The following is a 16,820-nucleotide window of genomic DNA, read 5'->3' as shown; positions in this document are numbered from 1 at the left end:
ATAGTCGTTAGGATAGTGCTCTTATTTTTTTGATTTCATAATCTTAGATCCCGTTTGTATGCAATTTTGCAAAGGAATTTGGGGCTAAGCGGACTTTTTTAGGAAGTAATATTATGTCAGCTCGTGAGCAAGGTATCGTTAAGTGGTTTAATGACTCAAAAGGCTTTGGTTTCATTCAACGTGACAGCGGAGAAGATATTTTTGTCCATTTTCGCGCGATTCAGGGTGATGGCTATCGTTCTTTAAAAGATGGCGAAAAGGTTGAATTCAGCGTGGTAGAAGGTGATAAAGGTCTTCAGGCTGAAGAAGTCAGAAAAGTAGAAGAGTAATCTATCCAGTCATTACAGCGGTTTAGCTATAATGTCTGTGTACACTACTGATATACTAGTGAGTCAAGCCCGTCTTATCTTACCTATGTTGGGTATAAATCAGCATATTTGGTAGGAGTAGGTGTGAGGCTTGGCTTTTTTTATGCTCGTCTATCTACCTGCTTTATATGGATCTAATGTGGCTACCGTTATTGGTTATGCTCTATGGCTGTATAAAGTTATGTTAAGACTCTATTCACGATGAATAATGTACACGCGATTAATTTAAAAGGATATTTTTTTGAGTAATTTCAAGACGTTTATTGATTTGCAACTTTCAGAACCGACCTTACGTGCCGTAAAAGATTTAGGTTTTACTGAATTAACACCGATTCAAGCACAAATACTACCCCATACATTGGCAAATCAAGACGCTATCGGACAGGCACAAACAGGCACTGGTAAGACGGCAACGTTTTTATTGACTATTATGGAAGCGTTACTAAAGCGTCCTTTTACCGACGATGAAGAGCGCTATTTGGGTGAACCACGTGCGGTCGTTATGGCACCCACGCGCGAGCTTGCTCAGCAAATATTTGATGACTGTATTGCTCTGACCAAATATACGGCCTTACATAGCGTCTGTATTATGGGTGGCACCAATTATGAAACTCAGCAGCATGAGCTTGAGCGCCAATATGTCGATATTTTGGTGGCGACACCTGGTCGACTGATTGATCTTGCCAATAAGGGTATGGTCTATCTAGATCGAGTGGAAGTACTGGTATTAGATGAAGCGGATCGCATGCTCGATATGGGCTTTATTCCAGATATCAAGCGCTTGGTCGGCCGAATGCCTGCCAACACAGATCGCCAAAGTCTATTGTTTTCTGCCACTTTTAACCAAGATGTAATGAATCTCGCCTACCGCTGGTTACATGAACCACAGTTTGTTGAGATTGAGCCTGAACATAAAACCAGTGAATTGGTGGATCAGCACTTTTACTTATTAGCAGAAGATCAGAAGTTAGCAGCCTTAGAGCGTATTATTAGCGATACCGCCGTAGACAAAGTGATTGTATTTGCCAACCGTAAAGATCAGGTAAAGCGTCTATATCATAAGCTGCGTCAAGGACATAAGATCGTCATGTTATCAGGTGATGTCATTCAACAAAAACGTGAAAAATACTTACAGCGTTTTAAAGATGGTCACGCTTCTATCTTGGTGGCGACAGATGTAGCAGGTCGCGGTATCCATGTCGATGATATCAGCCATGTGGTCAATTATACCTTGCCTGATCAACCTGATGATTATGTACATCGCATTGGTCGTACTGGCCGCGCTGGACAGACAGGCATTAGTATTAGTTTCGTGAGCGAAGATGATGCTTTTAATGTGCCTGCTTTAGAGAAGCATCTAGATACCAAGTTCACGCTTGAACAGTGGCAAGAATAATTGTTATAAACTAAGTGTTACTTTATAAAAGGCCCTCAATATCAGAGATTATATTGAGGGCTTTTCTATGTATAGTCAGTGAAAAGTAATATCCATACATCATTCACTGCTAATATCAATTTTCTTACTTGCTGTGCCGTTGCAGACAAAGGCTACAAAAAGTGATATCAGCAGTACTGTCGTGCTTTTAAGATACTTTGACTATATTTGATAAAGCTCAAAAAGTACTAGGGCGTGTCCTCATTTTAAAAATGGTCATAAAAATGAAATGAATTACAGTCAAACGAGGAAAATAGCGCAAATAATATCGCGATATTAATCAGCTATTTGACAATGTTTGGCAAAATTCAACCATTTTTAGCCCATTTAGATACGATCGTTTGAATTGAGGACACGCTCTAGGAATATTTATTAAAAGTTATTGAGCATGATGCATGGATGTGGCGTCATCGTGCATACTATGATCTATATTGTTGTCCATATCTGATGTCATATCATGATCCATTTGGCTCATATCATGAGGATTAGTAATAACTGTGTCAGACACCATAGCAGAATGGCTACTATGATCCATTTGCGCGTGTCCACTATGCATATTTGACATTATGATAGGCACAAATGCAACGGCTAAGCCAGACACTACCATCATAGCGCCATTAATCTGCCTTAAACGAAAACGTCCAATCTTGTCACGTAACCAGCCGACAGTTTCATGGGTGGCAACCAGCATTGGCATCGTTCCTAAACCAAAGACAAACATGAGCGCTGCACCACTTAATGGGTTGTGAGCGACCACTGCGATAAGTAAGGCACCATAAACCAAACCACAAGGCAAAAAGCCCCAAAGTAGACCCGCAGTTAGCGCCCGTGGGAAAGTATTCAATGGAAAAACTTTTTGACGAAGTGGGCTCAGGTATTGCCAAAAGCGCATGCCAAAACGCTCAAGCTTACTTAAGAATGGTGCGCCAAGCATGGTCACACCGACAAACACCAATACCAAGCCTAATAAGATTCGAGGCGTATTATTACCGCTCATCAATGGCTCTAGAACAGTCGTGCCAATAAGCCCTGCGATTAAACCCAAAAAGGCGTAACTGGTCAAACGACCTAGATGATAGGTGACAACAAGCGCACGACGCTTGGCTGGACTGACGTCTTTCATCGACAACCCAAATGCCGTCACAAGACCGCCGCACATACCTAAACAATGAGGTGAACCAAAAAACCCCATCAATAATGCTGCAATGAGTAGAGCTGTGGTCATTAAGCGTGTCTCCCAAAAAAGGCAAATCTCATTACTTTTGCGCATTTAACAAAAACCGAGCCTTGATTCATCTTAGCTAGGATGAATCAAGGCTCGGTTTTTGAGTTTTTATCTATACTAGAAGGATTAACGGATTTTGTATCAGCATTATTTGCTTTTTCGCTAACAACCCCAGTCGTAGCTGAATGCTCATGAGCTTGCATGGTTTGGCGACGCTCTTGACGATCGTCCAATATGATTCGCTGTGACGCATTGTCCAAATCTTCGAACTGGTTTGACTTTACGGCATAGCGTACCGCCCAAATGGCAACCACAAATAGCATGAGACTTAATGGTATTAATAAAAATATACTGAGCATAGTAAATTTCTTAGATAGCAGTTTGTTACATTATTATACACTTATAGTCATTGTGGTGATGCTCTGTAGTGATAAAAGTGAGATAGAAGCATATTATAAAATATATGCCATATATTGAAGGTTGCTGCTAAGGCATGAGTCATTTAGATAAAATCGCTTGAATTGAGAAAACGCCTAATTATTAAATGTCTTTACCGCATTACCTCGCGGCGTTAATAGCTGCTGTGAAGTCACATCTTCGGCATGACGACAATCCATCTGCGGGCGTATCACATCACGCAAATAGGCGGCGACTTCATAAACAGCACGTCGTGAGTGACTTAAGTTTTGTGCAGGTTTCATCCAATCACGGTTAACGGGTAAAGGCGCATTAAGTGGCGTGCTATTGATACCATTTAAGGCAAACTGTCTACGAGCACGCGCCATATGATAGCTATCAGTGATGAGGTAAACGTGATGCAGTGGAATACGTTTGGCGGTAAAACGCGCATTTTCGCATGTATTCATACTGGCATTTTCGCTTATCAGTCCATCGATACCATGTTCGAGAAGCCATTGACCTAACCACGGCGCTTCAGCACCGCTTAATACAATAGGCAGGGGTAAATCGTGATATGCGCTGGCAGCGGCACGGGCACGATTGAGACTGTAGCTGTTTAGTATGATTTGATTGTTATTATCATTGGTTAATCCTCCTCCCAGTACTACGTAAGCGGTGGGCGGTGAGCTCAGCGCAACAGAAGGTAGATTCGGTAATGGTAAAAGCATTAGGATATAGACAATTGCTTGAGAGAATAGTGGGGTGAACAAACTGATAACGACTAAAATAACCGTCGTTGAACCCAGCAAAAAGGTGATATTAATGATGCGAAATACTTTCACCATACGCTCAGCTGAACGCAAGTAATGCTGCCACAATCGCTTAGATAACGGCCGTTTAGGCAATGATTTTTTAGGCGACATGCTCGCCATACCCGATAGAGGTATCAGCATTCACCCAAATTGGCTCACGTGATAACTGAATGGCAAATTTTTTGTAGATGACATCGGTGATATGTTGTTGTGCATTTGCAACATCGTCTTGGGTCGCTTGATAAGGCGTATGGTTGGTCAGTACTAATGCTTGCTGCTGATGGGTGAAAATCGGTGCAATGCCGCCACCTTTTAGGCCTGCCTGCTCAATGAGCCATCCTGCGGCCACTTTTACCATGTCATTAGGCATTGGGTAGCCAACGATAGCAGGGTACGTTGCTTGTAGAGCAATAAACTGTGTTTGAGGGATAATGGGGTTTTGAAAAAAACTGCCACAATTAGGCAGCTGCTGAGGGTCTGGTAGTTTTTGCTGACGAATATCTATAATCGCCTGCATCACATCGGCAGGAATTGCCTGATTGCGTCCTTGTTGCTCAGCATAGCGCTCTGCCACTGTCTGCACATCGCCATAACTGGCTAGGATTTTATTTGGATCAGTATGTAATCTAAAACCAACGCAGCTGATCAACCATATATTAGGCGCACGTTTAAAAATACTGTCGCGATAACCAAACTTGCAGTTTGCTGAGGTTAAATGATGCCACGTTTTAGTGGGTAGATGATAAGCACGTACATATTCTAAGCAATCTTCTAGCTGGACACCATAAGCGCCGATATTTTGTACAGGCGCGGCACCAGTGAGACCCGGTATCAGCGCAAGATTTTCTAGGCCATACCAGCCTTGATTGACAGTATATACTACCAAATCATGCCAATTTTCGCCCGCCATCACTTCAATATCTACGTAACTGTCTGTTTGAGCTAATAGACTGATACCGCGCATTTTTGGCTGCAATACAGTAGCCTTTAAATGAGCTGGCAATAATACGTTGCTACCGCCAGATAACACAAATAAGGGCTTCTCGTTTTCTGTATTTTCTTCATAATTTGCCATAAAAACGTCAAGCTGCGCCTCACTTGTTAATGTCACAACCGAGTCAGCCACACAGGCCAAAGCCATGGTATTACCATGTGATAAATCGACCAATTCGCGCGTCGATAAGCTCGCTGACAAATCATTTATCGTCGTAGATTGAGCACTAAAATCAAGGCGCGAAGTGGAGGTCATAACGTAGCCTGTAGGACAAATGGATAACAAATTATGTGGTATTTATTATAAAGGATAGAACACACAAAAGTAGCAGCAATATAGCTACTATCGTTAGCAAGCCTTCCAACTTTCGATCCAAGCTTGGGCGCTTGACTCAATACGCTCAATCACTTCTTCAAAGTCGTTGTTATCACCTTTATAAGGATCTGGCACATCGTCGCCACCATAAGTAGGGTCTTCTTCACTGAATAATGCCAGCTTGGCTAAACGACTATCTGTGTTTGTTAGGCTGTCTTTGATGGCTTGTAAATCTGCCAAATTCTGTGAATCCATCGCCAAGATTAAATCAAAATTACGAAAATCATCAGCATTTACTTGACGTGCTATTAATTTATTGATTTTATAACCGTGCGATTTTGCATGGCGCTGCGCTCGCTTATCCGGCGCATGACCAACATGCCAATCCCCAGTTCCTGCCGAATCTACTTTTATTGACAGGCCTGCAATCGCGGCTTGCTGGCGAAAAACTTCTTCGGCAGTGGGCGATCGGCAAATATTTCCTAAGCAAACCAATAGTACAGACGATGGCGTACAGGTTTTCATCAGCATAATATAACCTTTTATAACGAAAAAACATGCCATAAAAGACCAGTACGGTTGGTACGGTTTTTATCAGCATGTAATCAATTAAACAAAACAGCCGCCAGCGTAACGCTTAATGCCTTGAATGGCAAGGGTAGAGACTGAACAATACGGTCATTTGAGCGCTAAAAAATTGATACGCTGGCGCTCCCGTGCTACTACCATTAATCTTGTTTACTTTTAAAGCGTTGAAGATCACGACGTTCTTTTTTATTGGGTTTATTATCGGGCCTTGCAAGATTGGCAAGTTTACGCTGCTCGGCATAATAAGCGCGGCGTACTGCGCTCTCATCAGTCTCTGAATACAAAACTTGGGCAGCAGTAGCATTACCACGTTGTACGGTTAGTGCTTCGACGACGACGGTCTTTTCGGTCATGGCAGTGGCTGAGCCTTGGCGAATGGTTAACTCATCTCCGACAGCAATCTCTTTGCTGGTTTTGACGCGGCTACCCGCATAATGTACCCGTCCACTTTCTATCGCTTCTTTGGCAAGGGTACGGGTACGATAAAAGCGTGCAGCCCATAGCCACTTATCGATGCGCATACGTACCGTATCAGGGCTGCTATGACTGGGCTGATTATGATTCTTATTATGTTTACTCATTAAAACCTCATAAATATCAATACACTAAGATAATAATGGTGGTTATTTTTCGAATTAAAAGGGCGTTCTATTGTTATGATGAGCGATTTTTTGAGCCATCGCTGTGGCATCTTCCGTATCTAATTGCACTAAATTATTGATCACCCCTGAGATATTCTCTGCTGGTTTATTTTGGCTCAATTTAAATTGGGCTTGTATGGTGTCTATGCTAAGACGGAAGCCAATAATTCCTCGGCACATAGCGTCGATGTAGGTATCAGGTGCATCCTTTAATGACCAAGGGTTGTCTGAGACAATTTCTTGTTTCGAAGTCATTGTTTCCAATAGCCACTTGAGCTGGTTTGTATCTTCAATCAATGTCATTGTAGACTGGATATGCACGCTTTGATAGTTCCAAGTGGGCACTTCTTTGTGGGTTTTGGCTTTGGTGGGATACCAATTGGGGCTGATATAATGTCCATATCCTTGAAAAATGATTAACCATGAAGTATTTGGTAAGGCGTCCTGAAAAATAGGGTTTTTACGACCGAAATGACCGTAAAGATAGCCGTGCTGAGCATTAGAGTTAACATCAGAACCAAAATCAGCATTAGGCATAAAGTTATCGTTATACCAGAATAGCGGTATATGGCAGGCTTCGATGCCATTTTTGGTTGGAGCAACCAAGGTCGCTAAGGGATTTGCTGCGATAAATTCCATAATGTTTTCTAGGTTTTCTTCGCTAAAAATGGCAGGAGTATGCATTGCTGTTCTCAGTTTATGTTTGATATAAAGTCAGTTACACCACTGCTGCTCACATGGAACACCGTCATTATTACCATCCATCCTGGTATTGGGACAGTTATTACTAAAATAAGTGGCTTCTGCGCAAGAGGTCATTTGTGAGCAGTGCTGTCTGCTATCACAGGTAAAGCTTGGTGCTGCTGGCGGTGTATTTAATACTGGTTTTACTGACGAGGCTGATGCTGTCTCTAGATCTGAATCAACGTACGTTGGTGGTATATCATCAAAGTCAGTAGATGTGGAGTCAAAAACCGTTGAGATATCAGTGACAATATTAGTTTTAGCACTATTATTGGAGCTTTCAGTTTGAAAAAATTTATAACCTGCAAAGGCTAGAACTAGCAACATTACGATCATCAATATTTTTTTCATAACTCTCCAGTGCCTGTTAATAAATGCTGAAAGCTAACCGTTACTATTAATTTATCAATGACAGCTAATTTATCAATGACAGTTTTTTAATTGATTAAGAAACTGCCACGATAAATGATGCTTTAGACTTATCTTAATTACTTCAAAAATAACTGATAGCCGATATTGTCATTTAGCATCGTACAGTCATAACCAATATCGAGAAGGGCGTCTTGTAGCTGGCGAGAATTGCCTTCAGAAGCTTGCAAACCGACTAATACGCGACCTTCAGCAGCGCCGTGGTTGCGGTAATGGAATAAAGTAATATTAAAATCGTCGCCCAGTTTTTCTAAGAACGTCAACAAGGCACCAGGGCGTTCTGGAAAAACTACTTTTAATAATTGCTCGTTTTCGATATGAGCATGACCGCCAATCAAATGACGAATATGCGATTTAGCGATATCATCATTCGTGAGGTCGTGGGCTTCATAGCCGTCGGCTGCTAACTGACTGCTAATGGTTTGACGTTCTTTATCGCCTTCTTTTAAGGCAATACCGACAAAGATTGCGGCAGGCTCCATAGAGTCTGGTGATTTTTTACTATCGGCTCTATAGTTAAATTCAGTGATGTTGCGTCCATGTAGACTACGGCAGAAGTTTAGGAAAGCACCAGTCTGCTCTGGAATAGCTACCCCAAAGATAGCTTCTTTTTTCTCACCAATCTCAGTACGCTCAGCGATATAACGTAGACGGTCAAAGTTCATATTGGCACCGCAAATGATGCCGACGCAGTTTTTGCTCTGTAGATTGTTGGCTTTGATATATTTTTTCATGCCAGCCACCGACAAGGCGCCAGCAGGCTCAACGATACTACGATTTTCCTCAAAGATATCTTTGATGGCAGCACAGACTTCATCATTGGTACAAGTAACGACGTCAGGCTCGACTACAGGGCCTGATTTATCACTTTTTTGCATACGTACGACGTCAAAAGGTAACTCGCCAATCTGTGCTACAGCCACGCCATCGACGAACAATCCTACTTGCTCAAGCTTGACGCGCTCGCCCGTTTCAAGTGCGGCTTTCAGACAAGCCGACTGATCAGCTTCTACGGCGATAACTTTAACATGCGGCGCAACTTCTCCTAAAAATGCTGCGACACCCGAAATCAGACCGCCGCCACCAACTGCCACAAAAACGTAATCCATATTGCGCCATTGCTGCGTTAGCTCTAGACCAATCGTACCTTGACCGGCAATGACCAATTCATCATCATAAGGCGGAATAAAGGTTAAGCCTTCACGCTCAGCGCGGTCGATGGCATAGCGATTGGCTTGATCAAAACTATCACCATGCAAATCGACGTTACCGCCCAGTGCTCTAACCGCATCTACTTTGATGTCAGGTGTGGTCGTTGGCATAACAATGATGTTATTGAGTGATAATTTGCGGGCAGAATAGGCGACACCTTGCGCGTGATTACCCGCTGAGGCACAAATCACACCGCGTGCTTTTTGCTCATCGCTCAATTGGCTAATACGGTTATAAGCACCGCGTAATTTAAAGGATTTGACGGGTTGTAAATCTTCACGTTTGAAGCGAATGTCATTGGCAAAACGTTGGGTCAACTTGGGTGCCGCTTCAAGTGGTGTTTGAATCGCAACGTCATAGACGGTGGCTTGTAATATGGCTCGTACCCAGTGTGACAGCATAGTAATCCCTAAACAGAATGAATATAAAAAGTATAAATTAATATAAAAAAAGAAATAGATTAGCCTATGCTGATTTTGATCGTCTTGCAAGACACAATTGCATTTTTTCGAGTAATTTAATACTTTGCTGTGCAGTAGGTAACTAGTATTGATATATTCACGGTCATTTACTACTTGTCCGATACTACTGTTATAACTGTTGCTCGCTAAAAGTTCATACCAGTTGCACCATAGCGTTTCTAAAGTGTTTAAACTATTTTGATGGATTGTTTGTGTGATTGTTTGCTGAATAATATTGAGTTATTTTCGTGCTTCTATATGATTGGCATATGAAAATAATACCAAAACCAAAAAACAGGCAAAATCGCTATGACATCATTAATTTTTCATAACCCAAAATGTAGTACTTCTCGTCATGCCTTAGCCATTATACAAGCGTCAGGTGAGAGTCCAGAGGTAATTGAATATCTTAAAACCCCACCAAGCCGTGATTGCTTGGTTGAGCTGTTGGCAAAAATGAACATCGCGCCACGTGAGTTGCTACGTAGTAAAGAGTCTATCAACGATGATTTGGGCTTAGATAATCTGGCACTTTCTGACGATGAGATTATCGATGCCATGATTGCGCACCCCATTTTAATCAATCGCCCTATAGTAGTCACCGATAATGGTACAGCGTTATGCCGACCATTAGAGCGGATATTTGGATTATTAAACACGCCAGTAAGCAGTTTTACAAAAGAGAATGGAGAGATTATTCATAGTAGCAACTTCTAATAGTAGCAACTCCTAAATGGTATCTGATTGATATTGTTTTTAGGGGGAATTACTGTTGCAAAAGCCACTTTCTTCTCATTATTGATTAATGGTTCTAGACTATGTTATTGATTAATGGTTCTAGACTTTGTTCGCTTAAGGCTATTCAATGCTTGCATTCATTATTTTTATGGTGACTTTGGTTTTGGTGGTATGGCAGCCTAAAGGGTTGGGTATTGGTTGGAGCGCACTGGGTGGAGCATTAGTCGCCTTAGTTTTTGGTGTGGTGCAATGGTCTGACGTTGGTGTCGTTTGGAATATTGTCTGGGATGCGACTTTTACCTTTGTGGCGCTAATTATTATCTCTCTCATCTTAGATAAGGCCGGGTTTTTTGGTTGGGCCGCGTTGCATGTGGCGAGACTGGGCAACGGGCAAGGGCGTTTATTGTTCCCTATGATTGTGATTTTAGGTGCATTTATATCGGCGTTCTTTGCCAATGATGGGGCCGCGTTACTACTGACACCCATTGTTATTGCCATTTTGCTGCGACTTAACTTTTCTCCACCTTCCGCTTTGGCTTTTATCATAGCGACTGGCTTTATTGCCGATACCGCAAGTCTGCCGCTGGTTACGTCTAATTTGGTTAATATCGTCAGTGCCAATTATTTTGGTATCGGTTTTGGGCGTTATGCAGCGGTTATGGTACCAGTTAACGTCGTTTCTGTAATCGCAACGCTGGCAGTATTATGGGTCGCATACTCTCGTCATATTCCAACGCTTTATTCAATTACCAATCTGAGCGCACCGACATCCGCTATTGAAGACCCATTGGTTTTTAAAGCAGCTTTTCCACTGTTGACACTGTTACTCCTTGCTTATTTTGCGACTGAGCCATTAGGCTTGCCCATCTCTGTTGTCACTGGTGCAGCGGCGTTAATGCTGATAGTCATTGCTGGTCGCTTTTGGCAAGGAGGTCGCGGTGCAGTAATTTCTGTATCCGATATTTTGCGTCACGCGCCTTGGCAAATTGTGTTGTTTTCAATTGGGATGTATTTAGTGGTTTATGGCTTGGGCAATGCAGGACTCACGAATTATGGTGCCCAAGTTTTGACTTGGTTGGGACAGCAGGGCGAGATTACGGCGACTTTAGGCACAGGATTTTTGTCCGCCATTATTGCTTCTGTTATGAATAATCTGCCTGCGACATTAGTAGGGGCACTTGCTATTGATAGCGCGCAAGTGCCTGTGGCGACTCGTGAGTTAATGATTTATGCCAATGTGATTGGTAATGATTTGGGGCCAAAGTTTACGCCCATCGGTAGTCTTGCGACCTTGTTATGGCTGCATGTATTAGCAGGGCAAAACTATAAAATCAGCTGGGGCCAATATATGAAAATAGGCCTGTTAATCACACCACCAGTCCTATTAATAACACTACTGGCATTGGTTTTTTGGTTACCATATTTGTCTAATTTCTAAAACACACTCTAAGAAATTGATGTGATGTACGATTATCAGAATAGTTATTGCGCTGACATTTAGTGAAGTCATCGGTTATAATAGCCGCGAATTTTACCTCTTTTATGTTTATCTCTTTTATAACGATACGTTTATTTTACCAAGGATTTATAATGAGTGATCAGCACGCACAAAAGCAAGCCGCCGCCAAAGCTGCGCTAAGCTATATCGAAGACGACATGATACTTGGTGTAGGAACGGGAAGTACGGTCAACTGTTTGATTGAGTTGTTGCCTACACTGAAGCTTGCTGGCGCAGTGGCTAGCTCACAGGTGACTGAGGATAGGTTGCGTGCACTTGGTATAGAGATAGTGGATTTAAATTTTGCAGGTACGCTAGATGTTTATATCGATGGTGCTGATGAAGTAAATGAGCATCTGCAATTGATAAAAGGTGGCGGCGGCGCGCTCACTCGTGAAAAAATCGTGGCGGCGGCTTCCAATAAGTTTGTGTGCATGGTAGATGCCAGTAAAAGTGTCGAGATACTAGGACGGGCGTTCCCAGTGCCAATAGAGGTGCTACCGCAGGCACGTTCTTACGTAGCGCGGCAGTTAACCCGCTTGGGCGGCGAGCCAGTATACCGCGAAGACTTTGTCACTGACTACGGCAATGTTATTTTAGATACTTACGATTTGGATGTGAGCGATCCAGTCGCGCTAGAAAAAACGCTAAATAATATCGTGGGTGTCGTATGCAATGGTATATTTGCGGCCAATCAAGCAGATATATTGTTAAAAGCCAGTAGTGATGGTGTAGAAACGCTAATACGCTAGTTGGTCTTTGATTATTGAGAAAAAACTAAAAAGGCAGAGCACAATAGATGTGATCTGCCTTTTTTATGTGTCTTATTCTATGATCACTTCATGCAGAGCTTTTTACGCAGGTAGCAATGTTTTTATGTAGGGAGCTTAATTTTGTCTTTTAACAAAAACTCCATCAAGGCTTTTTGCGCATGCAAGCGGTTTTCTGCCTCATCCCATACCACTGAACGCGGATCATCCAGCATATCGTGAGAGATTTCCTCACCGCGATGCGCAGGCAGGCAGTGCATAAATACCACTTCGGGATCCGCTTTATCCAACAATGATGGCGTGACTTGATAAGGCGCAAAACGACGGGCGCGGGTATTTTGCTCAGATTCTTGTCCCATACTTGCCCATACATCGGTGACGATTAGGTTAGAGTCTTTTGCTGCATCTTGTACGTTTTCTACCAAGCTTACGCAATGAGAGAAACGTTCCATCAGTTTTGGGTCAGGCTCAAAGCCATAAGGCGCAGCCACGCGTAGCTCAAAGCCGAACTGATGGGCCGCTTGCATGAAGGATGAACACATATTGTTGCCATCACCGACCCACGTCACGATTTTATTTTCGATACTACCGCGATGCTCGTAATAGGTCTGCATATCAGCAAGCAGCTGGCAAGGATGGAATTCATCGGTCAGGGCATTGATAATAGGCACGCTTGAGTACTCAGCAAAGGTCTCGACTTTTTCGTGACCAAAGGTACGAATCATGATGATATCAACCATGCTAGAAATCACGCGCGCTGAATCTTCTAACGGCTCACCGCGTCCCAGCTGGGTATCATTTGGCGATAAAAAGATAGCACTGCCGCCAAATTGACCCATACCCGTTTCAAAAGAAATACGCGTACGGGTAGAGGATTTTTCAAAAATCATACCAAGCGTACGACCAACAAAGGGCTGATATATCTCGCCTGCGTGTTGCATCTTACGTAATTCGCTGGCGCGCTTAATAAGGGTTTCTAGTTCTTGTTTGGTTAAATCAGATAAGGTCAAAAAATGGCGCAAACTCATAGTAATCCTAGCAGTCAATCGCAGTCAGTGAAATGTTATCAGTCTTCAATAGCATCGCATTAGTGCGCATACTGGGGTGACAACAAACTTTTAGTATAGCGCAAATATTTCCAATGTAAACGTTCAATTTGCGATGAGTGATAAGTCACCTAAGTAGACCGTAAATTCGTCATTATCTTGGGAGCATTGTATTGATTTTATAGTGGATCGACTATACGCTTCGGTCGTATACTCAGGCGACACAGTAATTCATAGCTAAGAGTGTCGGCATGCGTGGCCACTTCATCGACACGTGGTGCGTCACCCCATAGTATGACTTTGCTATTTAACAAAGCAATATCTTCTGATAGGGCGCTGACATCAATGACAATCATATCCATCGCCACACGTCCAATTACAGAACAACGGTAGCCTTGATTGCTGTCAGCATCGATGACAGTGACATAAGCATCGGCATTGACGACTCGTGGATAGCCATCTCCGTAGCCAACGCTCACCAAAGCCGTTTTGGTATCTTGCTGCGCCGTCCAGCTACTACCATAGCCGATAGCGTCATTTGCACTGACCGTTTGTAGCGCTATGATCTGTGCGCTAAAACTCATGACTGGTTGCAAGTCTAGCTCATGCGCGCTTTTATCAATGACTGGTGAGCTACCATATAAGATAATACCTGGGCGTACCCAATCATGATGATGCGCTGAGAAATTGACGATGCCAGCTGAATTACACAATGACCCTTTGATATCGGCGCTAATGTCTTCTTTTAACGTATTTAGCACGTCTGTAAAACGCTGAATTTGCATCGCATTTAATGGATGATCATGGTCGTCAGCGTTGGCAAAATGCGTGGCTAGTATCAGCTGATATCCAGCCTCATGCAGACGCTTGGCCGCTGTTATAACGCCTTCAGCATTGAAACCTAGACGGTTCATACCCGTATTGTATTTTATCCAAACCACTCTGCTTGCGCTATCAGCTGGCGGAATGTTGTCCAATGCCCATTCTAACTGCGGCTTATGATGAATCACACAGCCAATATCATGCTCAATAGCCTGCTGCCACTCATCGGCCGTGAATGCCCCTTCTACCAAACCAATGGTTTTATTCCAGCCTAATTGCCTTGCTTCAAACGCCTCTGTCAGCGTTGCCACACCAATACCATCTGCCTGTTGTAATGCTGGCAAGATCGCTGCCACACCATGACCGTAAGCGTTGGATTTTACCATGGCAAGGATTTTGGAGTGCGGTGCCAGCTTTTTAACTTGGTTGAGATTGTGAGTAAGGGCTTTTGGTTGAATGGTAATGGTACGCATAATTGGCTTCTTTATTGGCAAAATTACGAAATTATATTAAGAAAGTATAAAGCCAGTGGGCATCAATCGCACTGATGCATCACTGGCTATTTTTATTCATTATTGCTTGAGAATATTAATATTGTTTGAGAGTATTAATAGCTCATGGTTAAGCGTTAACGTTGGTTAGGCTCATTATTCATCATCATCGAAGCTGACGCCTTGATAATATTCTGGAGTCAGGTTAATAAAGCGGGTAAATTGCCCTTCAAAGCCTAAACGCAGTGTACCAATAGGACCGTTACGCTGCTTACCAATGATGATTTCAGCGACACCTTTATGGTCTGTGTTTTCATTATAAACCTCATCGCGATATATGAACATAATCAAATCGGCATCCTGCTCAATCGCACCAGATTCACGTAGATCCGACATGATAGGTCGCTTGTTAGGGCGGTTCTCTAGACTACGGTTCAACTGAGATAAGGCGATCACTGGACATTCAAGCTCACGTGCCAGCGCTTTTAAACTGCGCGAAATCTCTGAGATTTCCCCAACACGGTTACCGTCGAGATTGGGAACTTTCATCAATTGCAGATAATCGACCACGATAGCGCCAAGTTTGCCATCGTGATTTTTGGCGATACGGCGGCAACGTGAACGCATCTCAGACGGCGGCAGGGCAGTACTGTCATCAATATAAAGGTGCTTTGATTGCAAATGCTGGATAGCATTCATCATTTTTGCCCATTCATCTTCATTCATCTGCCCAGAACGCAGATGCGTCTGATTAATCGCGCCCCACGATGACAGCAAACGCATCACGATAGATTCTGCTGGCATTTCCATCGAAAACACCACGACTGGCAAATCTTCATTAAACAAAATACCTTCTGCCAAATTCATGGCAAAGGTGGTTTTACCCATAGAAGGACGGGCGGCAACGATGATCAAATCACCCGCTTGCAGACCTTGCGTTTTATTGTTCAACTCAGCAAAGGGTGTTTGTAAACCAATCATGCCGTCTGGATTGGATTTCAACTCTTGGATTTTATCGATGACATTGGTCAATACTGAGGTAATGCCAACAGGCCCGCGTTGTTCAGCGCGTTTATTATGCTGCTCGTTGATGCTAAATATCTTACCCTCGACACTGTCCAAAATATCACTGACGCTCTGGTCTTTTGGATTATAGGCAAGTGTCAACATCTCATTACCCGTGGTAATCAGCTGGCGCAGGGTAGACAATTCACGTACGCGCTGAGCATAGGCAGTTAGGTTAAACAAGGTCGCAGGACTTTGGCTCAAAATATCGGCCAGATAGCTGTCACCACCTGCGCCTTTGAGTAGTTTTTGAGCTTCTAGCCAATCATGCACCATAACCGTATCATAAGGCTCGTTAACCGCTGCTAAATGAGCAATAGCATCAAAAATATATTGATGTCGCCCCGCATAAAAATCATCTTTAGTGACGATATCTGCAATCTTGTCGTACGCCTCTTCGATACTCATCAAAGACGCGAGCAATGCCTTTTCAATATCAATATTGTGCGGCGGTGTCTGATTGAGTAAGTCGTCGGTTTTGTCGTTTTCTGCCATGAGAGCCTAATGAGTTAAAAATCGGTATAAGAAAAAAGGTGAGTAATATAGCAAAACAGAGGTGGCGCACTTCTACGATAGAAGTACCAAAACGTGGTCTCACGTTTGTCCGTAAATGCTACAATCAGAAGCGAAAGTTTAACACATAATGCACTTTTTTCAGATGCTATAAATAACTATCTGTTCTAGATTAAGGTTGTAATAAGTGAAAAAATCATTTATACAATGTGAATATAGTATAAATGATTTTTTCACTTATTACAACCTTAATC

17 protein-coding genes are annotated in these 16,820 nt (G+C 42.8%); 5 read left to right on the top strand and 12 right to left on the bottom strand.

Annotated features, from left to right (window positions below):
• Positions 1 to 113: 113 nt before the first annotated feature.
• Entirely contained in the window at positions 114 to 329 is a 216-nt protein-coding gene (locus tag JMX48_RS07340) for a cold-shock protein (protein ID WP_011513806.1), read from the top strand.
• 280 nt (positions 330 to 609) lie between these two features.
• Positions 610 to 1,764 carry a DEAD/DEAH box helicase gene (locus JMX48_RS07335; protein WP_201536106.1) on the top strand — a complete coding sequence of 385 codons (1,155 nt, stop codon included), beginning with the start codon at positions 610 to 612 and terminating at the stop codon, positions 1,762 to 1,764.
• Between the two features lie 418 nt (positions 1,765 to 2,182).
• Here the strand turns inward: JMX48_RS07335 and JMX48_RS07330 are convergent, their stop codons facing one another.
• The 9 genes from JMX48_RS07330 to ilvA form a co-directional block, all read right to left on the bottom strand.
• Positions 2,183 to 3,028 (bottom strand): sulfite exporter TauE/SafE family protein, encoded by an 846-nt coding sequence (locus JMX48_RS07330; protein WP_201536105.1) that lies wholly within the window; start codon positions 3,026 to 3,028, stop codon positions 2,183 to 2,185.
• Positions 3,029 to 3,114: 86 nt separating this feature from the next.
• Positions 3,115 to 3,387 (bottom strand): cbb3-type cytochrome oxidase assembly protein CcoS, encoded by a 273-nt coding sequence (gene ccoS / locus JMX48_RS07325; RefSeq protein WP_201536102.1) that lies wholly within the window; start codon positions 3,385 to 3,387, stop codon positions 3,115 to 3,117.
• Positions 3,388 to 3,561: 174 nt separating this feature from the next.
• Positions 3,562 to 4,350 carry a YdcF family protein gene (locus JMX48_RS07320; RefSeq protein ID WP_201536099.1) on the bottom strand — a complete coding sequence of 263 codons (789 nt, stop codon included), beginning with the start codon at positions 4,348 to 4,350 and terminating at the stop codon, positions 3,562 to 3,564.
• Positions 4,340 to 5,488: a UDP-N-acetylmuramate dehydrogenase gene (gene murB, locus JMX48_RS07315; protein ID WP_201536097.1), complete on the bottom strand. Its 1,149-nt coding sequence runs from the start codon at positions 5,486 to 5,488 to the stop codon at positions 4,340 to 4,342. The genes JMX48_RS07320 and murB overlap by 11 nt, the downstream gene beginning before the upstream one ends.
• Positions 5,489 to 5,581: 93 nt before the next feature.
• Positions 5,582 to 6,079 (bottom strand): low molecular weight protein-tyrosine-phosphatase, encoded by a 498-nt coding sequence (locus JMX48_RS07310; protein ID WP_201536095.1) that lies wholly within the window; start codon positions 6,077 to 6,079, stop codon positions 5,582 to 5,584.
• Positions 6,080 to 6,276: 197 nt separating this feature from the next.
• Positions 6,277 to 6,717 carry an RNA-binding S4 domain-containing protein gene (locus JMX48_RS07305; RefSeq protein WP_201536093.1) on the bottom strand — a complete coding sequence of 147 codons (441 nt, stop codon included), beginning with the start codon at positions 6,715 to 6,717 and terminating at the stop codon, positions 6,277 to 6,279.
• A gap of 54 nt (positions 6,718 to 6,771) precedes the next feature.
• A complete protein-coding gene (locus tag JMX48_RS07300; protein WP_201536091.1) occupies positions 6,772 to 7,461 on the bottom strand; it encodes an FMN-binding negative transcriptional regulator in 690 nt (229 codons plus the stop codon).
• Positions 7,462 to 7,491: 30 nt separating this feature from the next.
• Complete coding sequence (locus tag JMX48_RS07295; protein ID WP_201536089.1) at positions 7,492 to 7,872, bottom strand: excalibur calcium-binding domain-containing protein; 381 nt, start codon at positions 7,870 to 7,872, stop codon at positions 7,492 to 7,494.
• A gap of 137 nt (positions 7,873 to 8,009) precedes the next feature.
• On the bottom strand, positions 8,010 to 9,563 hold the full coding sequence (ilvA, locus tag JMX48_RS07290) for a threonine ammonia-lyase, biosynthetic (protein ID WP_201536087.1): 1,554 nt from the start codon (positions 9,561 to 9,563) through the stop codon (positions 8,010 to 8,012).
• 369 nt (positions 9,564 to 9,932) lie between these two features.
• Here ilvA and arsC point away from each other — a divergent pair, with 369 nt between their 5' ends.
• The 3 genes from arsC (at position 9,933) to rpiA (ending at position 12,611) form a co-directional block, all read left to right on the top strand.
• Positions 9,933 to 10,340, top strand: coding sequence for an arsenate reductase (glutaredoxin) (arsC, locus tag JMX48_RS07285; RefSeq protein ID WP_201536085.1), 408 nt, complete (start codon positions 9,933 to 9,935; stop codon positions 10,338 to 10,340).
• A gap of 148 nt (positions 10,341 to 10,488) precedes the next feature.
• On the top strand, positions 10,489 to 11,799 hold the full coding sequence (locus JMX48_RS07280) for an arsenic transporter (RefSeq protein ID WP_201536082.1): 1,311 nt from the start codon (positions 10,489 to 10,491) through the stop codon (positions 11,797 to 11,799).
• A gap of 152 nt (positions 11,800 to 11,951) precedes the next feature.
• Complete coding sequence (gene rpiA / locus JMX48_RS07275) at positions 11,952 to 12,611, top strand: ribose-5-phosphate isomerase RpiA (RefSeq protein WP_201536079.1); 660 nt, start codon at positions 11,952 to 11,954, stop codon at positions 12,609 to 12,611.
• A 122-nt stretch (positions 12,612 to 12,733) separates the two neighbouring features.
• Here the strand turns inward: rpiA and argF are convergent, their stop codons facing one another.
• The 3 genes from argF to dnaB form a co-directional block, all read right to left on the bottom strand.
• On the bottom strand, positions 12,734 to 13,657 hold the full coding sequence (gene argF / locus JMX48_RS07270) for an ornithine carbamoyltransferase (RefSeq protein ID WP_201536076.1): 924 nt from the start codon (positions 13,655 to 13,657) through the stop codon (positions 12,734 to 12,736).
• Positions 13,658 to 13,854: 197 nt separating this feature from the next.
• Entirely contained in the window at positions 13,855 to 14,970 is a 1,116-nt protein-coding gene (gene alr / locus JMX48_RS07265) for an alanine racemase (RefSeq protein WP_201536074.1), read from the bottom strand.
• Between the two features lie 174 nt (positions 14,971 to 15,144).
• Positions 15,145 to 16,548 (bottom strand): replicative DNA helicase, encoded by a 1,404-nt coding sequence (gene dnaB / locus JMX48_RS07260; protein WP_201536072.1) that lies wholly within the window; start codon positions 16,546 to 16,548, stop codon positions 15,145 to 15,147.
• Positions 16,549 to 16,820: the final 272 nt, after the last annotated feature.

Origin of the sequence: Psychrobacter immobilis (assembly GCF_904846225.1) — a bacterium.
GTDB lineage: Bacteria > Pseudomonadota > Gammaproteobacteria > Pseudomonadales > Moraxellaceae > Psychrobacter > Psychrobacter immobilis_F.
The sequence above is the reverse complement of the archived record's forward strand: the minus strand, read 5'-3'. Positions and strand labels throughout refer to the sequence as shown.